The sequence below is a fragment of the Williamsia sp. MIQD14 genome, from assembly GCF_051025635.1.
In the GTDB taxonomy this organism is placed as follows: Bacteria; Actinomycetota; Actinomycetes; order Mycobacteriales; family Mycobacteriaceae; genus Williamsia_A.
Genome location: NZ_JBPFDG010000006.1, coordinates 68,074 through 85,120 on the forward strand (window position 1 = coordinate 68,074; position 17,047 = coordinate 85,120).

Sequence of the window (17,047 nt, forward strand, 5' to 3'; positions counted from 1 at the left end):
CCACACCCCCGGTGGACATCCGAGTCGTCGCCGCCCGGTCACCGGGGCGAAACCTCCGCCTCACCTGTCGGTTCGGTTCACCGTTCGACGAAACCGTCGAGCCCACCGTCGGCGGGTCCGAGGTCGTCGACCACCAGATCGACCCGCCCCGGTGTGGTGTCGCCGCGCAGGAGGCGAAGGAGGGCGTCGACCGCGTCACGGGGACCTTCGGCGACGACGAGCACCCGACCGTCGGGCTGGTTGGTGGCGTGACCGACCAGTCCCAGTTCCAGCGCTCGCGCGCGCGTCCACCAGCGGAAACCCACGCCCTGGACGTGCCCGTGCACCCACGCGGTCAACCGGAGGGTGCCATCGGCGGGGGGCCTGCTCACGGCGTCGGGAGGGTCAACGTCACCTCGGTGCCCGCCTTGAGGGTGCGGCCCACGGTGCACGACGCGTCGACGGCTCGCGTCACCACGGTGAGCAGTCGCTGCGCGGTGTCGGCGTCGAGCCCCGACAGGTCGATGTCGAGGTCCTCGTCGAGTCGCGGGTAGAGCTCGGCCTCGCGGTCGGCGGCGCCGGAGACGCGCACGGTGGCGGCGTAGTCGTCGCCGAGCCGTCGTGCGAGCGGTGCGTCCGAGCTCATCCCTGTGCACGCGGCGAGCGCGATCTTGAGCAGCTCACCCGGGGTGAACACCCCCTCGACGTCCTCGGATCCGACGAGCACCTGCGCTCCCCGCGAGCTGTGGCCGGTGTAGCGACGCGTGCCGGTGCGCTCGACCCAGAGTGTCGTGGCGGCGGGCGCGGTGTTCTCGAGGCTCATAGCAGCATTGAACACCTCACCGACGCCGTTGATTCCGCTCACCTCACGAAGCGGTAGCCCATCCCGGCCTCGGTGATGAGGTGTCGGGGGCGGGTGGGGTCGGGCTCGAGTTTGCGACGCAGACCCGCGAGATACACACGGAGATAGTGGGTCTGGGAATCGTAGGAGGGCCCCCACACCTCGTGGAGCAGCTCGCGCTGTCCCACGAGCTTGCCCTCGTTGCGCACGAGCATCTCCAGGACACCCCATTCGGTCGGGGTGAGGTGGACGTCGGTGCCGTCGCGGGTGACGAGTTTGGCGCGGAGATCCACCACGAAGGATCCGGCGTCGACGACCGGCTCCTCCAGCCCGGGGGTCGGGGCACTCGCACGACGGACCGCGGCGCGCAGTCGGGCGAGGAGTTCCTCCATGCCGAACGGCTTCGTCACGTAGTCGTCGGCGCCGGCGTCGAGCGCCTGCACCTTGTCACCGGAGTCGGTGCGCGCCGACAGGACGATCACCGGGACGGTGGTCCAGCCACGCAGTCCCTCGAGGACCTCGAACCCGTCGATGTCGGGCAGGCCGAGGTCGAGGATCACCACCTGGGGGTTGGTCTGGGCGGCCGCGCGCAGTGCGCCGGCACCGGTCGAGGCGGTCGTGACGTCGAAGCCGCGGGCGTTGAGGTTGATGCGCAGCGCGCGCAGGATCTGTGGCTCGTCGTCGACGACGAGCACCCGGGTGTGCTCGACCGGTTGCGGCTGTGTCACCGGTGGCCTCCCTCGGTCTGGCGGGCGTCGGCGGACGACCGGGAGTCGACCGGCGCGCCGGGGAGGTCGACGACGAGCGTCAGTCCCCCGCCGTCGGTGTCGATCGCCTCGAGTCGACCGTCCATCGCCTCGGTGAAACCCTGCGCCACCGACAACCCCAGTCCCACTCCCGAACTCCCGTTCTGATCACCCACCCGATGGAAGGCCGCGAACATCTGTTCCCGGTCGGCGGGATCGATGCCCGTCCCGTGGTCGATCACGCGGATCCGCACACGGGTCGGGGCGTCGGGATCGGTCACCGAGGTCGAGGTGCCGACGCGCTCGTCGGGGCCCGCGGGGACGACCTCGGCGCACACGGTCACCTCGCTCTCTCCCTCGCCCCCTCCCACGCCGCCGTACCCGTCCCGATTCCCACTGTGGCGCAACCCGTTGTCGATGAGGTTCGCCAGCACGCGTTCGAGCAACACGGGGTCGGCGTAGACGAGCGTGTCACCCAGGGCGAGTCGCACCCGGGCGAGTTGGCGGTTGTCGTATGCCGACATGCCCACCAGCACGCGGCCGACGACCTCGGTGAGGTAGACGAACTTCATCTGCGGCCGCACCACACCGGCGGCCAGGCGCGAGGAGTCGAGCAGGTTGCCCACCAGGGCGGTGAGGTGGTCGGTCGACTCCTCGATCGTCGCGAGCAACTCGGCGGTGTCCTCGGGTGAGAACGACACGTCGGTGCTGCGCAGGCTCGACGCCGCCGCCTTCACCGCCGCCAGCGGGGTGCGCAGATCGTGGCTGACCGCCGAGAGCAGGGCGCGTCGCAGTCGGTCGGTCTCGCTGAGCGCCTTGGCGTTCGAGGCCTCCTCGGCGAGTTGCCGCCGCTCGGCCGCCGCGGCGGCCTGCGAGGCGACCGCGGTCAGCACCCGACGGTCGCGCCCGGTGACGACGGGGCCGCGCAACAGCAACGCATACGGCCCCGACGGCACGGTGCAGACGGTGTCGGCCTGCTCGGGGGCGGTGGCCGGGTCGTCGCCGACCGCGTCGGTGACCACCGGCGCCGAGGCGCCCTCGTCGGTCCGCACCACCGACACCGCCCGTTGGTCGAAGGTCGTCCGGACCAGGTCGAGCAGGGTGTCGAGGCCCTGCCCCCGGAGCACGGCGCCGGCGAAGGTGGTCAACAGCTCGGCCTCGCGGGCCGCACGTGTCGCCTCCCGCCGCCGCACCGTCGCCGAGTCCACCAGCACCGCAACGGCGATCGCGATGAGCAGCATCACCACGATCGTCGAGAGGTTCTCGACGCTGTCGATGGTGAACGTGTAGCGGGGTGCGGTGAAGAAGAAGTTGAGCAGCAGTCCCGAGGTGATGGCGGTGAGCGACGCGGGCCCGACGCCGCCCAGCATCGAGATCGCGAGCACCACCACGAAGAAGATGGCGGTCTCGCTGGCGAATCCGAGCCATCGGTCGAGGCCGAAGATGGCCGCGGCCGCGACGCACGGCACCACCACCGCCAACACCCAGCTCAGGGGCCGGTGCAAGCGTGTCTCGCGGATGTCGAGCCGGTTGCGGCGGCGCGCCTGCTCGTGGGTCACCATGTGCACGTCGATCTTCCCCGACATGCGGACCACCGACGCCCCCGTCCCCTCGTCGAGGAGTCGTTGCCATCGGGACCGCCGCGAGGTCCCCATCACCAGCTGGGTGGCGTTCACCCCGCGGGCGAAGTCGAGGAGCGTCTCGGGGATGGAATCACCGACCGCGGTGTGGATCCGGGCACCGAACCCGGCGGCCAGCTCGGTGAGCGAGGGCATGTCCCCGGAGAGGCGGTCGAGCAGGCCGTCGCCGCGCACCACGTGCACCGCGATCAGTTCCGCACTCGAGCGCGACGCGATGCGGGAGGCGCGGCGCAGCAGTGTCGCCGACTCGGGTCCGCCGGTGACCGCGACGACCACGCGCTCGCGGGTCTCCCAGGTGTCGGTGATGGCGTGCTCGGCGCGATAGTCGGCCAGCGAGTCGTCGACCCGATCGGCGAGCCACAGCAGTGCGAGCTCGCGCAGGGCGGTGAGGTTGCCCTGCCGGAAGTAGTTGACCAGCGCACCCTGAATCCGTTCCCCCGGGTAGACCTTCCCCGCGGCCAGACGGCGCCGGAGCGCCTCGGGGGCGATGTCGACGAGTTCGATCGCGTCGGCCGCCCGCACGATCTCGTCGGGGACCGTCTCGCGCTGGGTGACCCCGGTGATCTGCGCGACGACGTCGTTGAGGCTCTCGAGGTGCTGGATGTTGACCGTCGACAGCACCGAGATACCGGCGTCGACGATGTCGCGGATGTCCTCCCACCGTTTGGCGTTGCGACTGCCCGGGGCGTTGCTGTGCGCCAGTTCGTCGACGAGGACGACGTCGGGCGCACGGGCGAGCACCGCCTCCAGATCGAGTTCGGACAGCACCGTGCCCCGGTACTCGACCGTCACGGTCGGGACGACCTCGATGCCCTCGAGCATCCGCGCCGTACCCGTCCGGCCGTGGGTCTCGACGACCGCGGCGACCACGTCGGCACCCTCTGCGGCCAGCGTCGCGGCCTGCGCGAGCATCTCGTAGGTCTTGCCGACCCCGGGAGCGCAGCCCAGGAAGATCTGCAGGGTGCCGCGTCGTTCGGTGCTGTCGGGTCCGGTGGTCACCTCACGATCATCGTCGGACGCCGCCACCGCCCGCTACCCGCACTTCGGTGCCGTGGCGCCCAGCGCGATGTTGACCTGCAGGACGTTCACGCGCGACTGCCCCAGGAACCCGAGTTGGCGGTCGGAGGTGTGGGCGTCGACGACGGCCTGCACCTGCTGCGGCGTCATGTCGCGGACGCGGGCGATCCGGGGCACCTGCAGCGCCGCGTAGGACTCGCTGATGTCGGGGTCGAGACCGGAGCCCGAACCGGTCACGGCGTCGACCGGGACCTGTCCCGGGGCGATGCCCTCGCGAGCCGCGATGGCCGCACGGCGCGCCGCGATGTTCTTCGCCAGCAGTTCGCTGTTGGGGCCCTGCTGGCTCGCCCCCGACGCCGACGGGTCACCGGGGGCGAACGGGTCGTCGGCCGAGCCGACCACACGCGAGTGCAGGAACGGATCGGGGGTGCCCGCAGGCACCGCCACGTCCACCCCGAGGAGCTTCGACCCGACGACGCACCCGCGGGCGTCGGTGACCTGCGAGCCCTCGGCGGAGTTCGTCGTCAGGCGCGAGATGCCCCACACCGCAGCGGGATAGGCCACCCCCAGCAGCAAGGTGAGGCCGATGAGGACGGCGAGGCCGACGAGCGACTGCCGTGCGACGTTTCGGATGACGAGCATGTGCTGCTACCCCATTCCCGGGAGAAAGCGGACGACGAGATCGATGAGCCAGATGCCGACGAACGGTGACACCACACCGCCGACGCCGTAGACGGCCAGGTTGCGCCCGAGCAGCGTCGAGGCCGAGGACGGCCGGTAGCGGACACCTTTGAGCGACAACGGAATCAGCGCGACGATGATGAGCGCGTTGAACACGACCGCCGAGACGATCGCCGACTGCGCCGAGTGCAGGCGCATCACGTTGAGCGAGTCGAGTTGCGGGTAGATGCCGCTGAACAGCGCCGGCAGGATGGCGAAGTACTTGGCGAGATCGTTGGCGAGTGAGAACGTGGTGAGCGCACCGCGGGTGATGAGCAACTGCTTGCCGATCGCGACGACGTCGATGAGCTTGGTCGGGTCGGAGTCGAGATCGACCATGTTCCCGGCCTCCTTGGCCGCCGAGGTGCCGGTGTTCATCGCCAGACCCACGTCGGCCTGGGCCAGCGCCGGTGCGTCGTTGGTGCCGTCGCCCGTCATCGCGACGAGCCGGCCGCCGGTCTGCTCGGTCTTGATCAGCGCGAGCTTGTCCTCGGGGGTGGCCTCGGCGATGTAGTCGTCGACGCCCGCCTCGGCCGCGATCGCGGCGGCGGTGCGCGGGTTGTCGCCGGTCACCATCACCGTCTTGATGCCCATCGCCCGCAACTGTGCGAAGCGTTCGGCCATACCGGGTTTCACCACGTCGGACAGCGCGATGACACCGAGGACGCGCACCGGTTCCGCACCGGCGCGGTCGGCCACCAGCAGCGGCGTGCCACCGCCGGCCGCGATCTCCTCGACCGCTGAGGTGACCGCGTCGTCGACCGCGGTACCCCCGTCGCGGGCCCAGCGCACCACGGCGTCGGCGGCACCCTTGCGGATCGACAGGTCGCCCTCGTCGGGCAGGTCGAGACCGCTCATCCGGGTCTGGGCGGTGAAGGCGACGATGGTGGCCGACCCGGGTGCGGGACGCAGCGCGTCGACGTCGACGCCGTAGCGCTCGCGGCACAGGTCGATGATGCTGCGGCCCTCGGGGGTGTCGTCGCCGAGGCTCGAACGGCAGGCGGCGCCGGCGATGTCACCGACCGCGACACCGGGCGCCGGGACGAGGGCGGTGGCCCTGCGGTTGCCGAAGGTGATGGTGCCGGTCTTGTCCATCAGGAGCGTGTCGATGTCGCCGGCGGCCTCGACGGCGCGCCCCGACATGGCGAGCACGTTGCGTTGGACGAGCCGGTCCATGCCCGCGATGCCGATCGACGACAGCAGCGCCCCGATGGTCGTCGGGATGAGGCACACCAGCAGCGCGATGAGCTTCACCGGATCGGGGGTCGAGCCCGCGTACTGCTGCATGGGACCGATGGCGACGACCGCGAGCAGGAAGATGACGGTGAGGCTCGCGAGCAGGATGTCCAGCGCGATCTCGTTCGGTGTCTTCTTGCGCGATGCACCCTCGACGAGGGCGATCATCCTGTCGACGAACGACTCGCCGGGCATGGTGGTGATCTCGACGACGATGCGGTCGGAGAGGACCACGGTCCCTCCGGTGACAGCGCACCGGTCGCCGCCGGACTCGCGGATCACCGGCGCCGATTCACCGGTGATCGCCGACTCGTCGACGGTGGCGATGCCGTCGACGACGTCGCCGTCACCGGCGATGACCTCGCCCGCCTCGACGACGATGCGGTCACCGACGGTGAGATCCGATCCGGGGACCCCGGTGATCGTCCCGTCGTCGGCCAGACGTCGGGCCATGGTGTCGCGCTTGACCTTCCGCAGGCTCGCGGCCTGGGCCTTGCCGCGTCCCTCGGCCACGGCCTCGGCGAGGTTGGCGAACAGCGAGGTGAACCAGAGCCAGAACGTGATGGCCCACGAGAACCAGGACGGCTGGTAGATCGCGAGTGCGGTGGTCGCGATGGCCCCGAGGTAGACCACGAACATGACGGGGTTGCGGGCCTGCTCGCGCGGGGTGAGTTTTCGTACCGCGTCGGGCAGTGAACGGATCAGCTGGGTGGGCGAGAACGCCCCGCTGCCGGCCATGTCGTCGGACACCGCGGGGGCATCCGGGGAGCCGGCCGGGCTCGGACGGGACGGAACAGGGTTCGACGGCCCGGGATCGGTGATGGTCATGCAAGCGCCTCCGCGATGGGCCCCAGGGCAAGGGCGGGGAAGAAGGTGAGGCCGGCGACGAGCAGCACCGTGCCGGTGACCAGGCCGCCGTAGAGCAGGCCGTGGGTCGGGAGGGTCGCCGTCGAGGCGGGTTTCGGCTTCTGTCTCGCCAGCAGTCCGGCGAGTGCGAGGGTGAAGATGATCGGCAGGAACCGGCCGAACAGCATGCACACGCCAAGCGACACCTGGAACCAGTCGCTGGTGACCGTGAGGCCGCCGAAGGCGCTGCCGTTGTTGTTGGAGGCCGAGGCGTAGGCATAGAGCACCTCGGAGAAGCCGTGGATCGATCCGGGCGTACCGGGGTCACCGCTGTTGCCCTGGAAACCGGTGGTGGACGGCAGGATCGCGGTGACGGCGGTGCCGATGAGCACCAGGGCGGGCATCACGAGGATCGACAGGGCCGCCATCGTGATCTCCTGCTGACCGATCTTCTTGCCCAGGAACTCCGGGGTGCGTCCGACGAGCAGACCGCCGACGAAGACCGCGATGATGGCCAGCACGAGGATGCCGTAGAGACCGGTCCCGACGCCGCCGGGGGCGACCTCGCCGAGCAGCATGTTCCAGATCACCGCGCCGCCGCCCGCCGCGGAGAAGCTGTCGTGTTGGGAGTTGACGGCGCCGGTGGAGGTACCTGTGGTGGCGACCGCGTAGAGGACCGACGCCGGTATGCCGAACCGTTGTTCCTTGCCCTCCATCATCGCGCCGGCCGCGCCTGCCGCGGCACCGTTCGTCCGCTCCTCGAAGAACCATGTGACGGCGAGGATCAGGGCGAACAGCGTCGCCATGACACCGAGCACGGTGTAGCCCTGGCGACGGTCGCCGACCATGGTGGCGTAGGTCCGTGTGAGACACACCGGGATGACGAGGATCGCGATGATCTGGGCGATGTTCGTCAGCGGTGTCGGGTTCTCGAACGGGTGCGCGGAGTTCGTGGCCAGCGAGCCACCGCCGTTGGTGCCGAGTTCTTTGATCGCCTCCTGCGAGGCGAACGGGCCGACGACGGCGCGACCGTCGCCGCCGCCGAGTCCGGTGAAGTCGAAGCCCGAGTGGAACGACTGCACAACGCCCTGGGCGACGAACAAGATCGCGAACAACACACTGAGCGGCAACAGGATACGGACGACACCGCGCATGAGGTCGACCCAGAAGTTGCCGATCTCACCGGTGGTGGTGCGCGCGATGATGCCGCGCACGAGAGCGATCGCGACCGCGAGACCGACGGCGGCGGAGAGGAAGTTCTGTACCGCCAGGCCACCGGCCTGGGTCAGGTTGCCCATCACCACCTCGGGTGAGTACGACTGCCAGTTGGTGTTCGTGACGAACGAGACCGCGGTGTTGAACGCCATCGCCCCCGGCACCCCGGGACGACCACCCGACATCGGCAGGTGCCCCTGGATGCGTTGCAGCACATAGAGGAAGAGCACACCGACCAGGGAGAACCCCAGGAGTGCTGCGGCGTACCCGACCCAGGTCTGCTGCCGACCGGCGTCGACCCGCACCACGCGGTAGAAGACACGCTCGACGGCGAGGTCGCGGGCGCCGGTGAAGACGCGGGCCATGTAATCGCCCAGGGGGACGTACACCAGCGCGAGGACGACGATGACGACGCCGACCTGGAGGGCGGCGGCGAGTGCGGGGTTCACGTGTGTCAGAACCTCTCCGGGAAGACCAGTGCGGCGAGCAGATAGAGGGCCACCACGAGCGCGGCGACCAGCAGGATGACGTTGACCGTTCCCGAGGCGGTCATCGAGACATCCGCCCCGACACGGCGCGCAGCACCAGTGCACAGGCGAGGAACAACCCGATGATGGTGAGCACGAAGACGAAGTCGGTCACGCGATCTCCTGGCGGACTCGGGATCGGACTCGACGTGGTCCGATCTACGAGCCCGATCGTGACCCATCCGATCCCCCGGATCCGCGGTCGTTAACGGACTTCCGACGCCGCGACCTGGCACCTTTACGGGATCCCTACGGCAGGGTGCGACCCTTCTACGCTATTGTTCGGGTCGCTAAGTTCTTCGTCGTGCCGGGCATCAGGCGCCGCGCGGACGCACCTGACACTTCGGGCAGCTGAACGAGCTGCGGTTCATGAATTGTTCGCGCCGCATGATCCGCCCGCACCGTCGACAGGGTTGCCCCTCGCGGCCGTAGGCGTTGAGCGATCGTTCGAAGTACCCCGACTGGCCGTTGACGTTGACGTAGAGCGAGTCGAACGAGGTCCCACCCGACGCGAGCGCCTGTTCCATGACCTCGGTCGCCGCGGCGAGCAGGTCGCTCAGCTTGCGCGGTCCGATCTCGTCGGTCGGCCGCGCGCCGTGGATCCTGGCGCGCCACAACGCCTCGTCGGCGTAGATGTTGCCGATCCCGCTGACGACGGTCTGATCGAGCAGGGCCCGCTTGATCTCGGTGTGCCGGGTACGCCAGGTGGCCACCACCGCCCGCGGATCGAACGCGGGATCGAAGGGGTCGGGACCGATGTGGGCGATCGTCGAGGGGATGCCAACACCGGTGTCGGTGTCGGTGTCGGTGTCGGTGTGGGCGTCGAGGAACCATCCACCGAACGTCCGCTGGTCGACGAACCGCAGTTCCATCCCGTCGCCGAGGGCCGCCCGCACCCGCAGATGTGTGGGGTCAGGGGTGGCGGGGTCGCAGACGAGCATCTGACCGCTCATCCCGAGGTGGATGACGAGTGCGACATCGGTGGGGGCCTCGGTCAGCGGATCGACCCCCGACGTCGGTTCGCCTCCGGCCGACGATGATGCCGCGGTGTCGATGTCGAGCCAGAGGTACTTGCCGCGACGTCGGGCGGCGACGATGCGCGTCCCGGCCAGGACACCCGCGAGGTCCTCGGCACCGGGCAGGTGACGACGCACCGCCCGCGGGTGGTGCACGGTGACCGACTCGATCGTCCGGCCGACGGCGTGGGCGTCGAGACCGCGCCGGACCACCTCGACCTCGGGGAGCTCAGGCACCGCGCACCCGACCGAGGGACGCGGCGATCACGAGGCGGGGCCGGCCTTCGACTCCGAGATCACCTGCCATGCCGTGGCGGCCGCCTTCTGCTCGGCCTCCTTCTTCGTCCGCCCCGAACCGACACCCATCGCCGAGCCGGCGACGACCGCGGTCGCGGTGAACTCCTTGGAGTGATCGGGTCCGGTGGAGGTGATCTCGTACTGCGGGACACCGAGGCCGCGTTCTGCGGTCAGCTCCTGCAGCGAGGTCTTCCAGTCCAGTCCGGCGCCGAGCACGGCCGCGCGGTCGAGCGAGGGTGCGAACAGGGCACCGACGACGCGCTGCGCCGTCTCGAAGCCGTGATCGAGGTAGACCGCGCCCAGGATCGACTCGGTGCCGTCGGCGAGGATGCTCGCCTTGTCGCGACCGCCGGTGAGTTCCTCACCGCGGCCCAGCAGGATGTGGCGGCCGAGACCACCGCGGCCGAGGCCGCGGGCGATGTCGGCGAGCGCGTACATGTTGACCACACTGGCCCGGATCTTCGCGAGCTCACCCTCGGGACGGTCGGGGTACGTCAGGTAGAGGGTCTCGGTCACCACGACCCCGAGGACCGAGTCCCCGAGGAACTCGAGGCGCTCGTTGGTCGGCAACCCGCCGTTCTCGTAGGCGTAGGACCGGTGGGTCAACGCGAGCGTCAACAGTCCCCGCGAGATGTCGACACCGAGGGCGTCGAGCAGATCGGTCGGATCGTCGACGAGGTCGGGCAGCCCCGGCAACGACTGCGCGCGCGCGGAACCGGCGTCCGGGGAGTCGGGGGTCTTCGGTGCCACCGTGTTCACCCGGTGGGGCCGGCCGGGTCGCGCGTGGGGGCCTCCGACGCCGCAGGCTCGGCGAACTTCTCGCGCAACGCCGCCCACTTCGGGTCGATGAACTCGTGGCCGTGTTCGGGATCGGCGGTGTCGAGCCGCACCCCGCACTCCACGCACAGCCCGCCGCAGTCCTCGCGGCACAGCGGGGTCATGGGCAGATCGAGACCCACCGCGTCGATGACCGCCTGCTCGAGATCGACGCGGTCGTCGACGATGCGATGCACGTCGTCGGCGTCGGTGGTCTGCTCGGTGACGCTGTCGGGGTAGGCGAACAGTTCGGTGAGGAACACGTTGACCGTGCCGCTCACCGGCTCGAGGCAGCGCGCGCACTGTCCCTCGGTCTCGCCGCTGACGGTCCCGGTCACCAGGACGCCCTCGTTCACCGACTCGAGGCGGAGATCGAGGTCGATCTCGCTGTCGGCGGGGATGGCGATGAGATCGAGACCCAGGCTGTGGTCACAGGTGACCGTGCGATGGATCTGGGTCATCGTGCCGGGACGACGTCCCAGGGAACGGATGTCGAGGACGAACGGGGTGACCGCGGAACTCGATCGAAGACGCTGATCGGACACGGGAGTAGACGATACGCCGACGCGACGTCCGTCTCCCACCTCACCCGAGGTGGGAGACCTCGTCAGACCGCGACGCCGGTCGGGTAGTCGTCGCGCACGGCACGGGGGTGCTCGCCGTAGTCGTGCACTCCGGCACCGGTGCGCAGCTGCTGGCGGCCGCGGTTCACCGAACGCATAGTGGAGGTGAGGACCTCCTCGAAGTCGGCGAGCTTGTTGTCGACGTAGACGTCGCACTCGCCGCGCAGGCGGTCGGACTCGGCGTGGGCGGCGTCGATGATGCGGTCGGCCTCGCTCTTCGCGGCGGCGACGACCTCGGTCTCCGACACCAGTCGCTGCTGCTCGGCGATGCCGTCGGCGACCGACTTCTCGTAGCTGGCGTTGCCGGACTCGATCATCCGGGCGGCCTCGGCGCGGGCCCGGCCGGTCACGGCCTCGAACTCGCGAGCGGCGCCGGCTGCGGTGCGCTGCGCGTCGGCGGTGGCGTCGGTGACCAGCTCGGTGGCGTGGGCCGAGGCCTCACCCACCATCCGGTCGGCCTGCGACTTCGCCTCGGACAGGATCCGGTCGGCCTCGGCGCGGGCGTGGGCGACCATCGAGTCCGACTGCGACGTCGCCTCGGAGACTGCGCTGTCGGCGTGTGCCCGCGCGTCCCCGATGAGCTTGTCGCGCTGGTCGAGCACGTCCTGCGCGTCGTCGAGTTCGGCGGGGATGGAGTCCTTGACGTCGTCGAGGAGCTCGAGCACATCGCCACGGGGGACGACGCATCCGGCGGTCATCGGGACCCCGCGCGCCTCCTCGACGATGGCACCCAGTTCGTCCAGAGCTTCGAATACCCGATACACAGCTACCTCGTTTCTCGGCCGGGCGAACCCGACTCGAGTGGTTGGTGTTGTTCCTGTGACTATTGTGCCCACTGTTACGACGAATCCCGGGCAGGTGCGCCCCGGTGTGTCGGCGCGGTCGGCAGCAACTACGCGAGTTTGGCACCCAGCGCCGCGAAGACCGGCGGCGGCAGGAATGCCTCGACGTCGCCGCCGAGGCGCGCGACCTCCTTCACCAGGGAACTCGACACGTGCGCCCATCGCGGCTCGGTGAGCATGAAGTAGGTCTCGACGTCGGCCAGGTCGCGGTTCATGGTCGCCATGGGCATCTCGTAGTCGAAGTCGACCGATCCCCGCAGGCCCTTCACCACCGTGGTGAGGTCCTTCTCGCGGAGATAGTCCACGAGGAGCCCCTGCCAGCGGTCGACGCGGACGTTCGGCAGATGCGACGTGCACTCCGTGATCAGCGCGACCCGCTCGTCGATGTCGAACAGACCAGATTTCGACGGGTTCACCGTCACCAGGACCACCAGCTCGGAGAACCGGGGGGCGCAGCGCTCGATGACGAAGAGGTGACCGCGGGTGAGCGGATCGAACGATCCCGGACAGACGGCTCCAGCCATACCGGTCAAGCTAGCAGTCCCCCTCCGACGCGACCGGTCACCGATCGGCGTCGGGCCCGACCAGCTCGGCCAGGTCGACGCGGGTCTCCCCGTAGCGCCGCGATCGCTCCGCACCGAACGCCGACGGCCAGGTGGTCTGCGGCGATCGCGCCGACCGTTCGACCACCACGAGCGCGTCCGGTGCACACCAACCGTGGACGGCGAGCGCCTGCAGGTGCCCCTCGACGACCCGGGCGTCGACGTCGTAGGGCGGGTCGCAGAACACGATGTCGAAGCGGTCGTCGGCCGCGGCGGCGACCATCGTCTCGACGCGTCGTCGTCGGACGTCGAACGACCCGCCCGCGAAGCCGCACCGTGCGGCGTTCGCGGCGATGGTCGATGCCGCTCGCGCATCCGACTCGACGAAGACCGCCCGTGCTGCCCCGCGCGACAGCGACTCCAGTCCGAGCGCGCCGGACCCCGCGTACAGATCGAGGACGCGGGTCCCCTCGAGGTCGATGCGGGCGTCCAGCATGGCGAACACCGACTCGCGAACGCGATCCGACGTCGGTCGGGTACCGGCCGGCGGCGCGGTGATCGGGCGCCCGCGAGCCGAGCCCGCGATGATCCTCATGGCGGTGATTGTCCTATCCCCTCTCCCACCCCTGGCACCGACGTGCCAGCGGCGAGGCCGGGCACGACACGACGCCGCCGGACCGAGGTCGGGAGCCGATTCGTGACGGGTATCACAAAGAGTGTTTGTACTGGCCCTTAGAGGCGCTTTCACCAGCAAATATCCGGTTCTGGGTGACATCGGTGTGACCCGTTGTTAACTTCAGAGATGCCATGACCCCCATACAGACGAGTGCCACCCTGACCACCACACCCGAGGTCTCCTTCCGGGAGCCCGATGTCTCCGATGGCGTTCGTCTCTGGGAAATCGCCCGCGACTCCGAGGTCCTCGACCTCAACAGCAGCTACGCCTACGTGCTGTGGTGCCAGGATTACGCGCGCACGAGCATCGTGGCCGAGGTCGACGGAACCGTCGTCGGCTTCGTGACCGGGTACGTGCGGCCGCAGGCTCCCGACACCGTCATGGTGTGGCAGGTGGCGGTCGACGCGGACCAGCGCGGACTCGGCCTCGCCGGGCGCATGCTCTCCGCGCTCATGGACCGTGTGGAGACCGACTCCATCACACGGATGCAGACCACCATCAGCCCCGACAACGAGGCGTCGCAGAAACTGTTCACCTCGTTCGCCGAGCGTCGTGACATGACCATCACCCGACGCGACTACTTCGCGCCCGAGGATTTCCCGGACTCCCACGAGCCCGAGGACCTCTACACCATCGCTCCGCGCTCGTAGACCCCGACGGCGCCCGGATGAGCACGTGTCGATCCGGGCGCATCTCACCGTCCGAGCGGACGACGATGTTCGCCGCGTTTCCGGGTACAGCCATGTCGCCCGGCACGCACGCCCCGCCGCAGCCGTGACCATTCACCAGCTCCCAGATCTGAGGACGACCATGACCTTCTCTTCCGACATATTCGAGACCCGAGAGTCCGAGGTCCGCAGCTACAGCCGCGGGTGGCCCGCCGTCTTCGAGAAGGCGTCGGGATCGTGGCTCACCGACCGCGAGGGTGTGCGCTACCTCGATTTCTTCGCCGGCGCCGGCGCCCTGAACTACGGGCACAACCACCCGGTGCTCAAAGAGGCACTGCTGGAGTACATGTCCGGCGACGGCATCACCCACGGTCTGGACATGTCGACCGTCGCGAAGGGTGAGTTCCTGCAGTCCTTCCAGGACACCATCCTGATGCCGCGCAACCTCGACTACAAGGTGATGTTCCCCGGCCCCACCGGCACGAACACCGTCGAGGCCGCCCTCAAGCTGGCCCGCAAGGTCACCGGCCGCGAGGCCATCATCAACTTCACCAACGCCTTCCACGGCATGACGCTGGGTGCGCTGTCGGTGACCGGCAACGCGTTCAAGCGCGCCGGCGCGGGCGTGCCACTCGTGCACACGACCCCGATGCCCTACGACGACTACTTCGACGGCGACATGAAGGACTTCCGCTGGTTCGAGCAGGTTCTCGGCGACTCCGGCAGCGGGTTCAACAAGCCCGCCGGCGTCATCGTCGAGACCGTGCAGGGTGAGGGCGGCGTCAACGTCGCCCGTGCCGAGTGGTTGCGTGGGCTCGCCGACCTGTGCAAGCGCCACGAGATCCTGCTCATCGTCGACGACGTCCAGATGGGTTGTGGCCGTACCGGTCCGTTCTTCTCGTTCGAGATCGCCGGCATCACCCCGGACATCGTCACGCTGTCGAAGTCGATCGGCGGCTACGGCCTGCCGATGGCGCTGACCCTGTTCAAGCGCGACCTCGACGTGTGGAGCCCCGCCGAACACAACGGCACCTTCCGCGGCAACAACCCGTCGTTCGTCACCGCGAAGGCCGCCATCGACCACTTCTGGTCCGACGACACCTTCGAGAAGGCCACCATCGCGAAGGGCAACCGGATCCACGAGGTCTTCACCGAGCTGTCCGAGAAATACGACGGCGTCAGCACCCGTGGTCGCGGCATGGCCCAGGGTCTCGTCTTCGACGTCGCCGAGAACGCCGGCAAGGTGTGCTCGCTCGCCTTCGACGAGCACCTGCTGACCGAGACCGCCGGACCGTCCGATCAGGTCGTCAAACTGCTTCCGCCGCTGACGATCTCCGACGACGAGCTCGAACAGGGACTCGACATCCTCGCGCGGGCGACCGCCAAGGTCGTCTGACCGCGGAGGAGCACACGCAACTCCCCGGCCCGACCGGGCCGGACCGCTGAACGGGAAGGAACGCGTCCATGATCGTCCGCACCACCACAGAGATCACCGACACCGACCGCGACATCGTCGCCGAGAACGGCAACTGGCGTTCGAAGCGGATCATCCTCGGTGGCGACAAGGTCGGCTTCTCGTTGCACGAGACCGTGATCAAGGCCGGCACCGTCAACGAGTTCCACTACGCGAACCACGTCGAGGCCGTGTGGCTCATCTCCGGTGAGGGCACACTGCTCGATCGCGAGACCGGCCAGGAGTACCCGTTGGGTCCCGATACGATGTACCTGCTCAACGGCCACGAGCGCCACACCGTCACCGCGACGACCGAACTGCGCATGTACTGCGTCTTCAACCCGCCGGTGGTGGGTAACGAGACCCACGACGAGAACGGCGTCTACCCCCTCGTCACCGTCGAGGACTGACACCCCGCCATGGCACCGATCGGCGACTCCACCCCTGTCGCCCTCCTGCCCGGCCACGACGAGCACCTCACCGCGGCGATCGAGTCCGCCGGTGGGGTGCTCGTCGCTTTGGAGGACGCGCACGTGCTGGTGTGGGCGGGAGGTGTCGACGACTTCCCCACCGCGATCCCCGACGCGGTCCGCTGGGTGGCGCTCAAGCTCGCCGGCATCGAGGAGTTCATGGCCGCCGGACTCATCGACGACCGTCGCATCTGGACGAACGCGTCGGGCTTCTACGCCGAGAACGTCGCCGAACACGCGCTGGCGCTGTTGCTCGCCGGTCTGCGTCAGATCCCCGCGGCCGTGACGTCACGGTGGGACAAGCAGGTCATCGACACCACGATCCGCTCCCTGCACGGCTCGACCGTGGCGATCATCGGCGCCGGGGGCATCGCGCGATCGCTCATCCCGCGGCTGGTCGCGTGTGGTGCCGAGGTCATCGCCGTCAACCGATCCGGTCGCCGGGTCGACGGAGCCCGCGAGACCCTGCCCGCGGAGCGGATGGATGAGGTGTGGTCGCGCTGCGATCACGTCGTCCTCGCCGCCCCCGCGACGGCGCAGACACGTCATCTGGTCGACGAGTCGGTTCTCGCCGCGCTCCCCGACCACGCCTGGATCGTCAACGTCGCCCGCGGCAGCCTCATCGACCAGACCGCACTGCTGCAGGCGATTCGCCGGGGCGAGATCGCCGGGGCGGCCCTCGATGTCACCGATCCCGAGCCGCCGCCCGCCGACGACCCGATCTTCGACGAACCGCGGGTCATCATCACCCCGCACGTCGCCAACCCCGCGTCGGGTCTCACCCGGACCCTGGCCCCGTGGATCGCCGAGAACCTGCGACGCTTCCGGGCCGGCGACGACCTCGTCTCGACCATCTCCCCCGACAGCACCTACTGAT

18 protein-coding genes are annotated in these 17,047 nt (G+C 69.3%); 4 read left to right on the plus strand and 14 right to left on the minus strand.

What is annotated here, in order from left to right:
- Positions 1-77 precede the first annotated feature (77 nt).
- The 14 genes from ACQ7HM_RS20265 to rsmD form a co-directional block, all read right to left on the minus strand.
- Entirely contained in the window at positions 78-371 is a 294-nt protein-coding gene (locus tag ACQ7HM_RS20265; RefSeq protein ID WP_434218043.1) for an acylphosphatase, read from the minus strand.
- On the minus strand, positions 368-802 hold the full coding sequence (locus ACQ7HM_RS20270) for an OsmC family protein (RefSeq protein ID WP_434218044.1): 435 nt from the start codon (positions 800-802) through the stop codon (positions 368-370). Before ACQ7HM_RS20270 ends, ACQ7HM_RS20265 begins: the two co-directional genes overlap by 4 nt.
- Before the next feature lie 38 nt (positions 803-840).
- Entirely contained in the window at positions 841-1,548 is a 708-nt protein-coding gene (locus ACQ7HM_RS20275; protein ID WP_434218045.1) for a response regulator, read from the minus strand.
- Entirely contained in the window at positions 1,545-4,205 is a 2,661-nt protein-coding gene (locus tag ACQ7HM_RS20280; protein ID WP_434218046.1) for a DUF4118 domain-containing protein, read from the minus strand. Before ACQ7HM_RS20280 ends, ACQ7HM_RS20275 begins: the two co-directional genes overlap by 4 nt.
- A gap of 33 nt (positions 4,206-4,238) precedes the next feature.
- Positions 4,239-4,865, minus strand: coding sequence for a potassium-transporting ATPase subunit C (locus ACQ7HM_RS20285; RefSeq protein ID WP_434218047.1), 627 nt, complete (start codon positions 4,863-4,865; stop codon positions 4,239-4,241).
- Between the two features lie 6 nt (positions 4,866-4,871).
- Complete coding sequence (gene kdpB, locus ACQ7HM_RS20290) at positions 4,872-6,917, minus strand: potassium-transporting ATPase subunit KdpB (protein WP_434218149.1); 2,046 nt, start codon at positions 6,915-6,917, stop codon at positions 4,872-4,874.
- 86 nt (positions 6,918-7,003) lie between these two features.
- Positions 7,004-8,689: a potassium-transporting ATPase subunit KdpA gene (gene kdpA, locus ACQ7HM_RS20295; protein ID WP_434218048.1), complete on the minus strand. Its 1,686-nt coding sequence runs from the start codon at positions 8,687-8,689 to the stop codon at positions 7,004-7,006.
- Between the two features lie 5 nt (positions 8,690-8,694).
- Complete coding sequence (locus ACQ7HM_RS20300) at positions 8,695-8,793, minus strand: potassium-transporting ATPase subunit F (RefSeq protein ID WP_055789125.1); 99 nt, start codon at positions 8,791-8,793, stop codon at positions 8,695-8,697.
- A 288-nt stretch (positions 8,794-9,081) separates the two neighbouring features.
- Positions 9,082-10,020, minus strand: coding sequence for a bifunctional DNA-formamidopyrimidine glycosylase/DNA-(apurinic or apyrimidinic site) lyase (gene mutM, locus ACQ7HM_RS20305; protein ID WP_434218049.1), 939 nt, complete (start codon positions 10,018-10,020; stop codon positions 9,082-9,084).
- 27 nt (positions 10,021-10,047) lie between these two features.
- Positions 10,048-10,776, minus strand: coding sequence for a ribonuclease III (gene rnc / locus ACQ7HM_RS20310; protein WP_434218150.1), 729 nt, complete (start codon positions 10,774-10,776; stop codon positions 10,048-10,050).
- 59 nt (positions 10,777-10,835) lie between these two features.
- Positions 10,836-11,441: a YceD family protein gene (locus tag ACQ7HM_RS20315; protein ID WP_434218050.1), complete on the minus strand. Its 606-nt coding sequence runs from the start codon at positions 11,439-11,441 to the stop codon at positions 10,836-10,838.
- Positions 11,442-11,503: 62 nt separating this feature from the next.
- Entirely contained in the window at positions 11,504-12,283 is a 780-nt protein-coding gene (locus ACQ7HM_RS20320; protein WP_434218051.1) for a DivIVA domain-containing protein, read from the minus strand.
- Between the two features lie 128 nt (positions 12,284-12,411).
- Positions 12,412-12,885 (minus strand): pantetheine-phosphate adenylyltransferase, encoded by a 474-nt coding sequence (gene coaD / locus ACQ7HM_RS20325; protein WP_434218052.1) that lies wholly within the window; start codon positions 12,883-12,885, stop codon positions 12,412-12,414.
- A 37-nt stretch (positions 12,886-12,922) separates the two neighbouring features.
- A complete protein-coding gene (gene rsmD / locus ACQ7HM_RS20330; protein ID WP_434218053.1) occupies positions 12,923-13,498 on the minus strand; it encodes a 16S rRNA (guanine(966)-N(2))-methyltransferase RsmD in 576 nt (191 codons plus the stop codon).
- Positions 13,499-13,710: 212 nt separating this feature from the next.
- On the opposite strand from rsmD, the gene ectA reads away from it, so the two are divergent.
- The 4 genes from ectA to ACQ7HM_RS20350 all read left to right on the plus strand — a co-directional run bounded on the left by ectA (position 13,711) and on the right by ACQ7HM_RS20350 (position 17,046).
- Entirely contained in the window at positions 13,711-14,229 is a 519-nt protein-coding gene (gene ectA, locus ACQ7HM_RS20335; RefSeq protein WP_434218054.1) for a diaminobutyrate acetyltransferase, read from the plus strand.
- Between the two features lie 160 nt (positions 14,230-14,389).
- The gene (gene ectB, locus ACQ7HM_RS20340; protein WP_434218055.1) at positions 14,390-15,643 is read left to right on the plus strand and encodes a diaminobutyrate--2-oxoglutarate transaminase; all 1,254 of its coding nucleotides are present in this window, start codon (positions 14,390-14,392) and stop codon (positions 15,641-15,643) included.
- 68 nt (positions 15,644-15,711) lie between these two features.
- Positions 15,712-16,110 (plus strand): ectoine synthase, encoded by a 399-nt coding sequence (locus tag ACQ7HM_RS20345; RefSeq protein WP_434218056.1) that lies wholly within the window; start codon positions 15,712-15,714, stop codon positions 16,108-16,110.
- 9 nt (positions 16,111-16,119) lie between these two features.
- The gene (locus tag ACQ7HM_RS20350) at positions 16,120-17,046 is read left to right on the plus strand and encodes a D-isomer specific 2-hydroxyacid dehydrogenase family protein (RefSeq protein ID WP_434218057.1); all 927 of its coding nucleotides are present in this window, start codon (positions 16,120-16,122) and stop codon (positions 17,044-17,046) included.
- Position 17,047 lies beyond the last annotated feature (1 nt).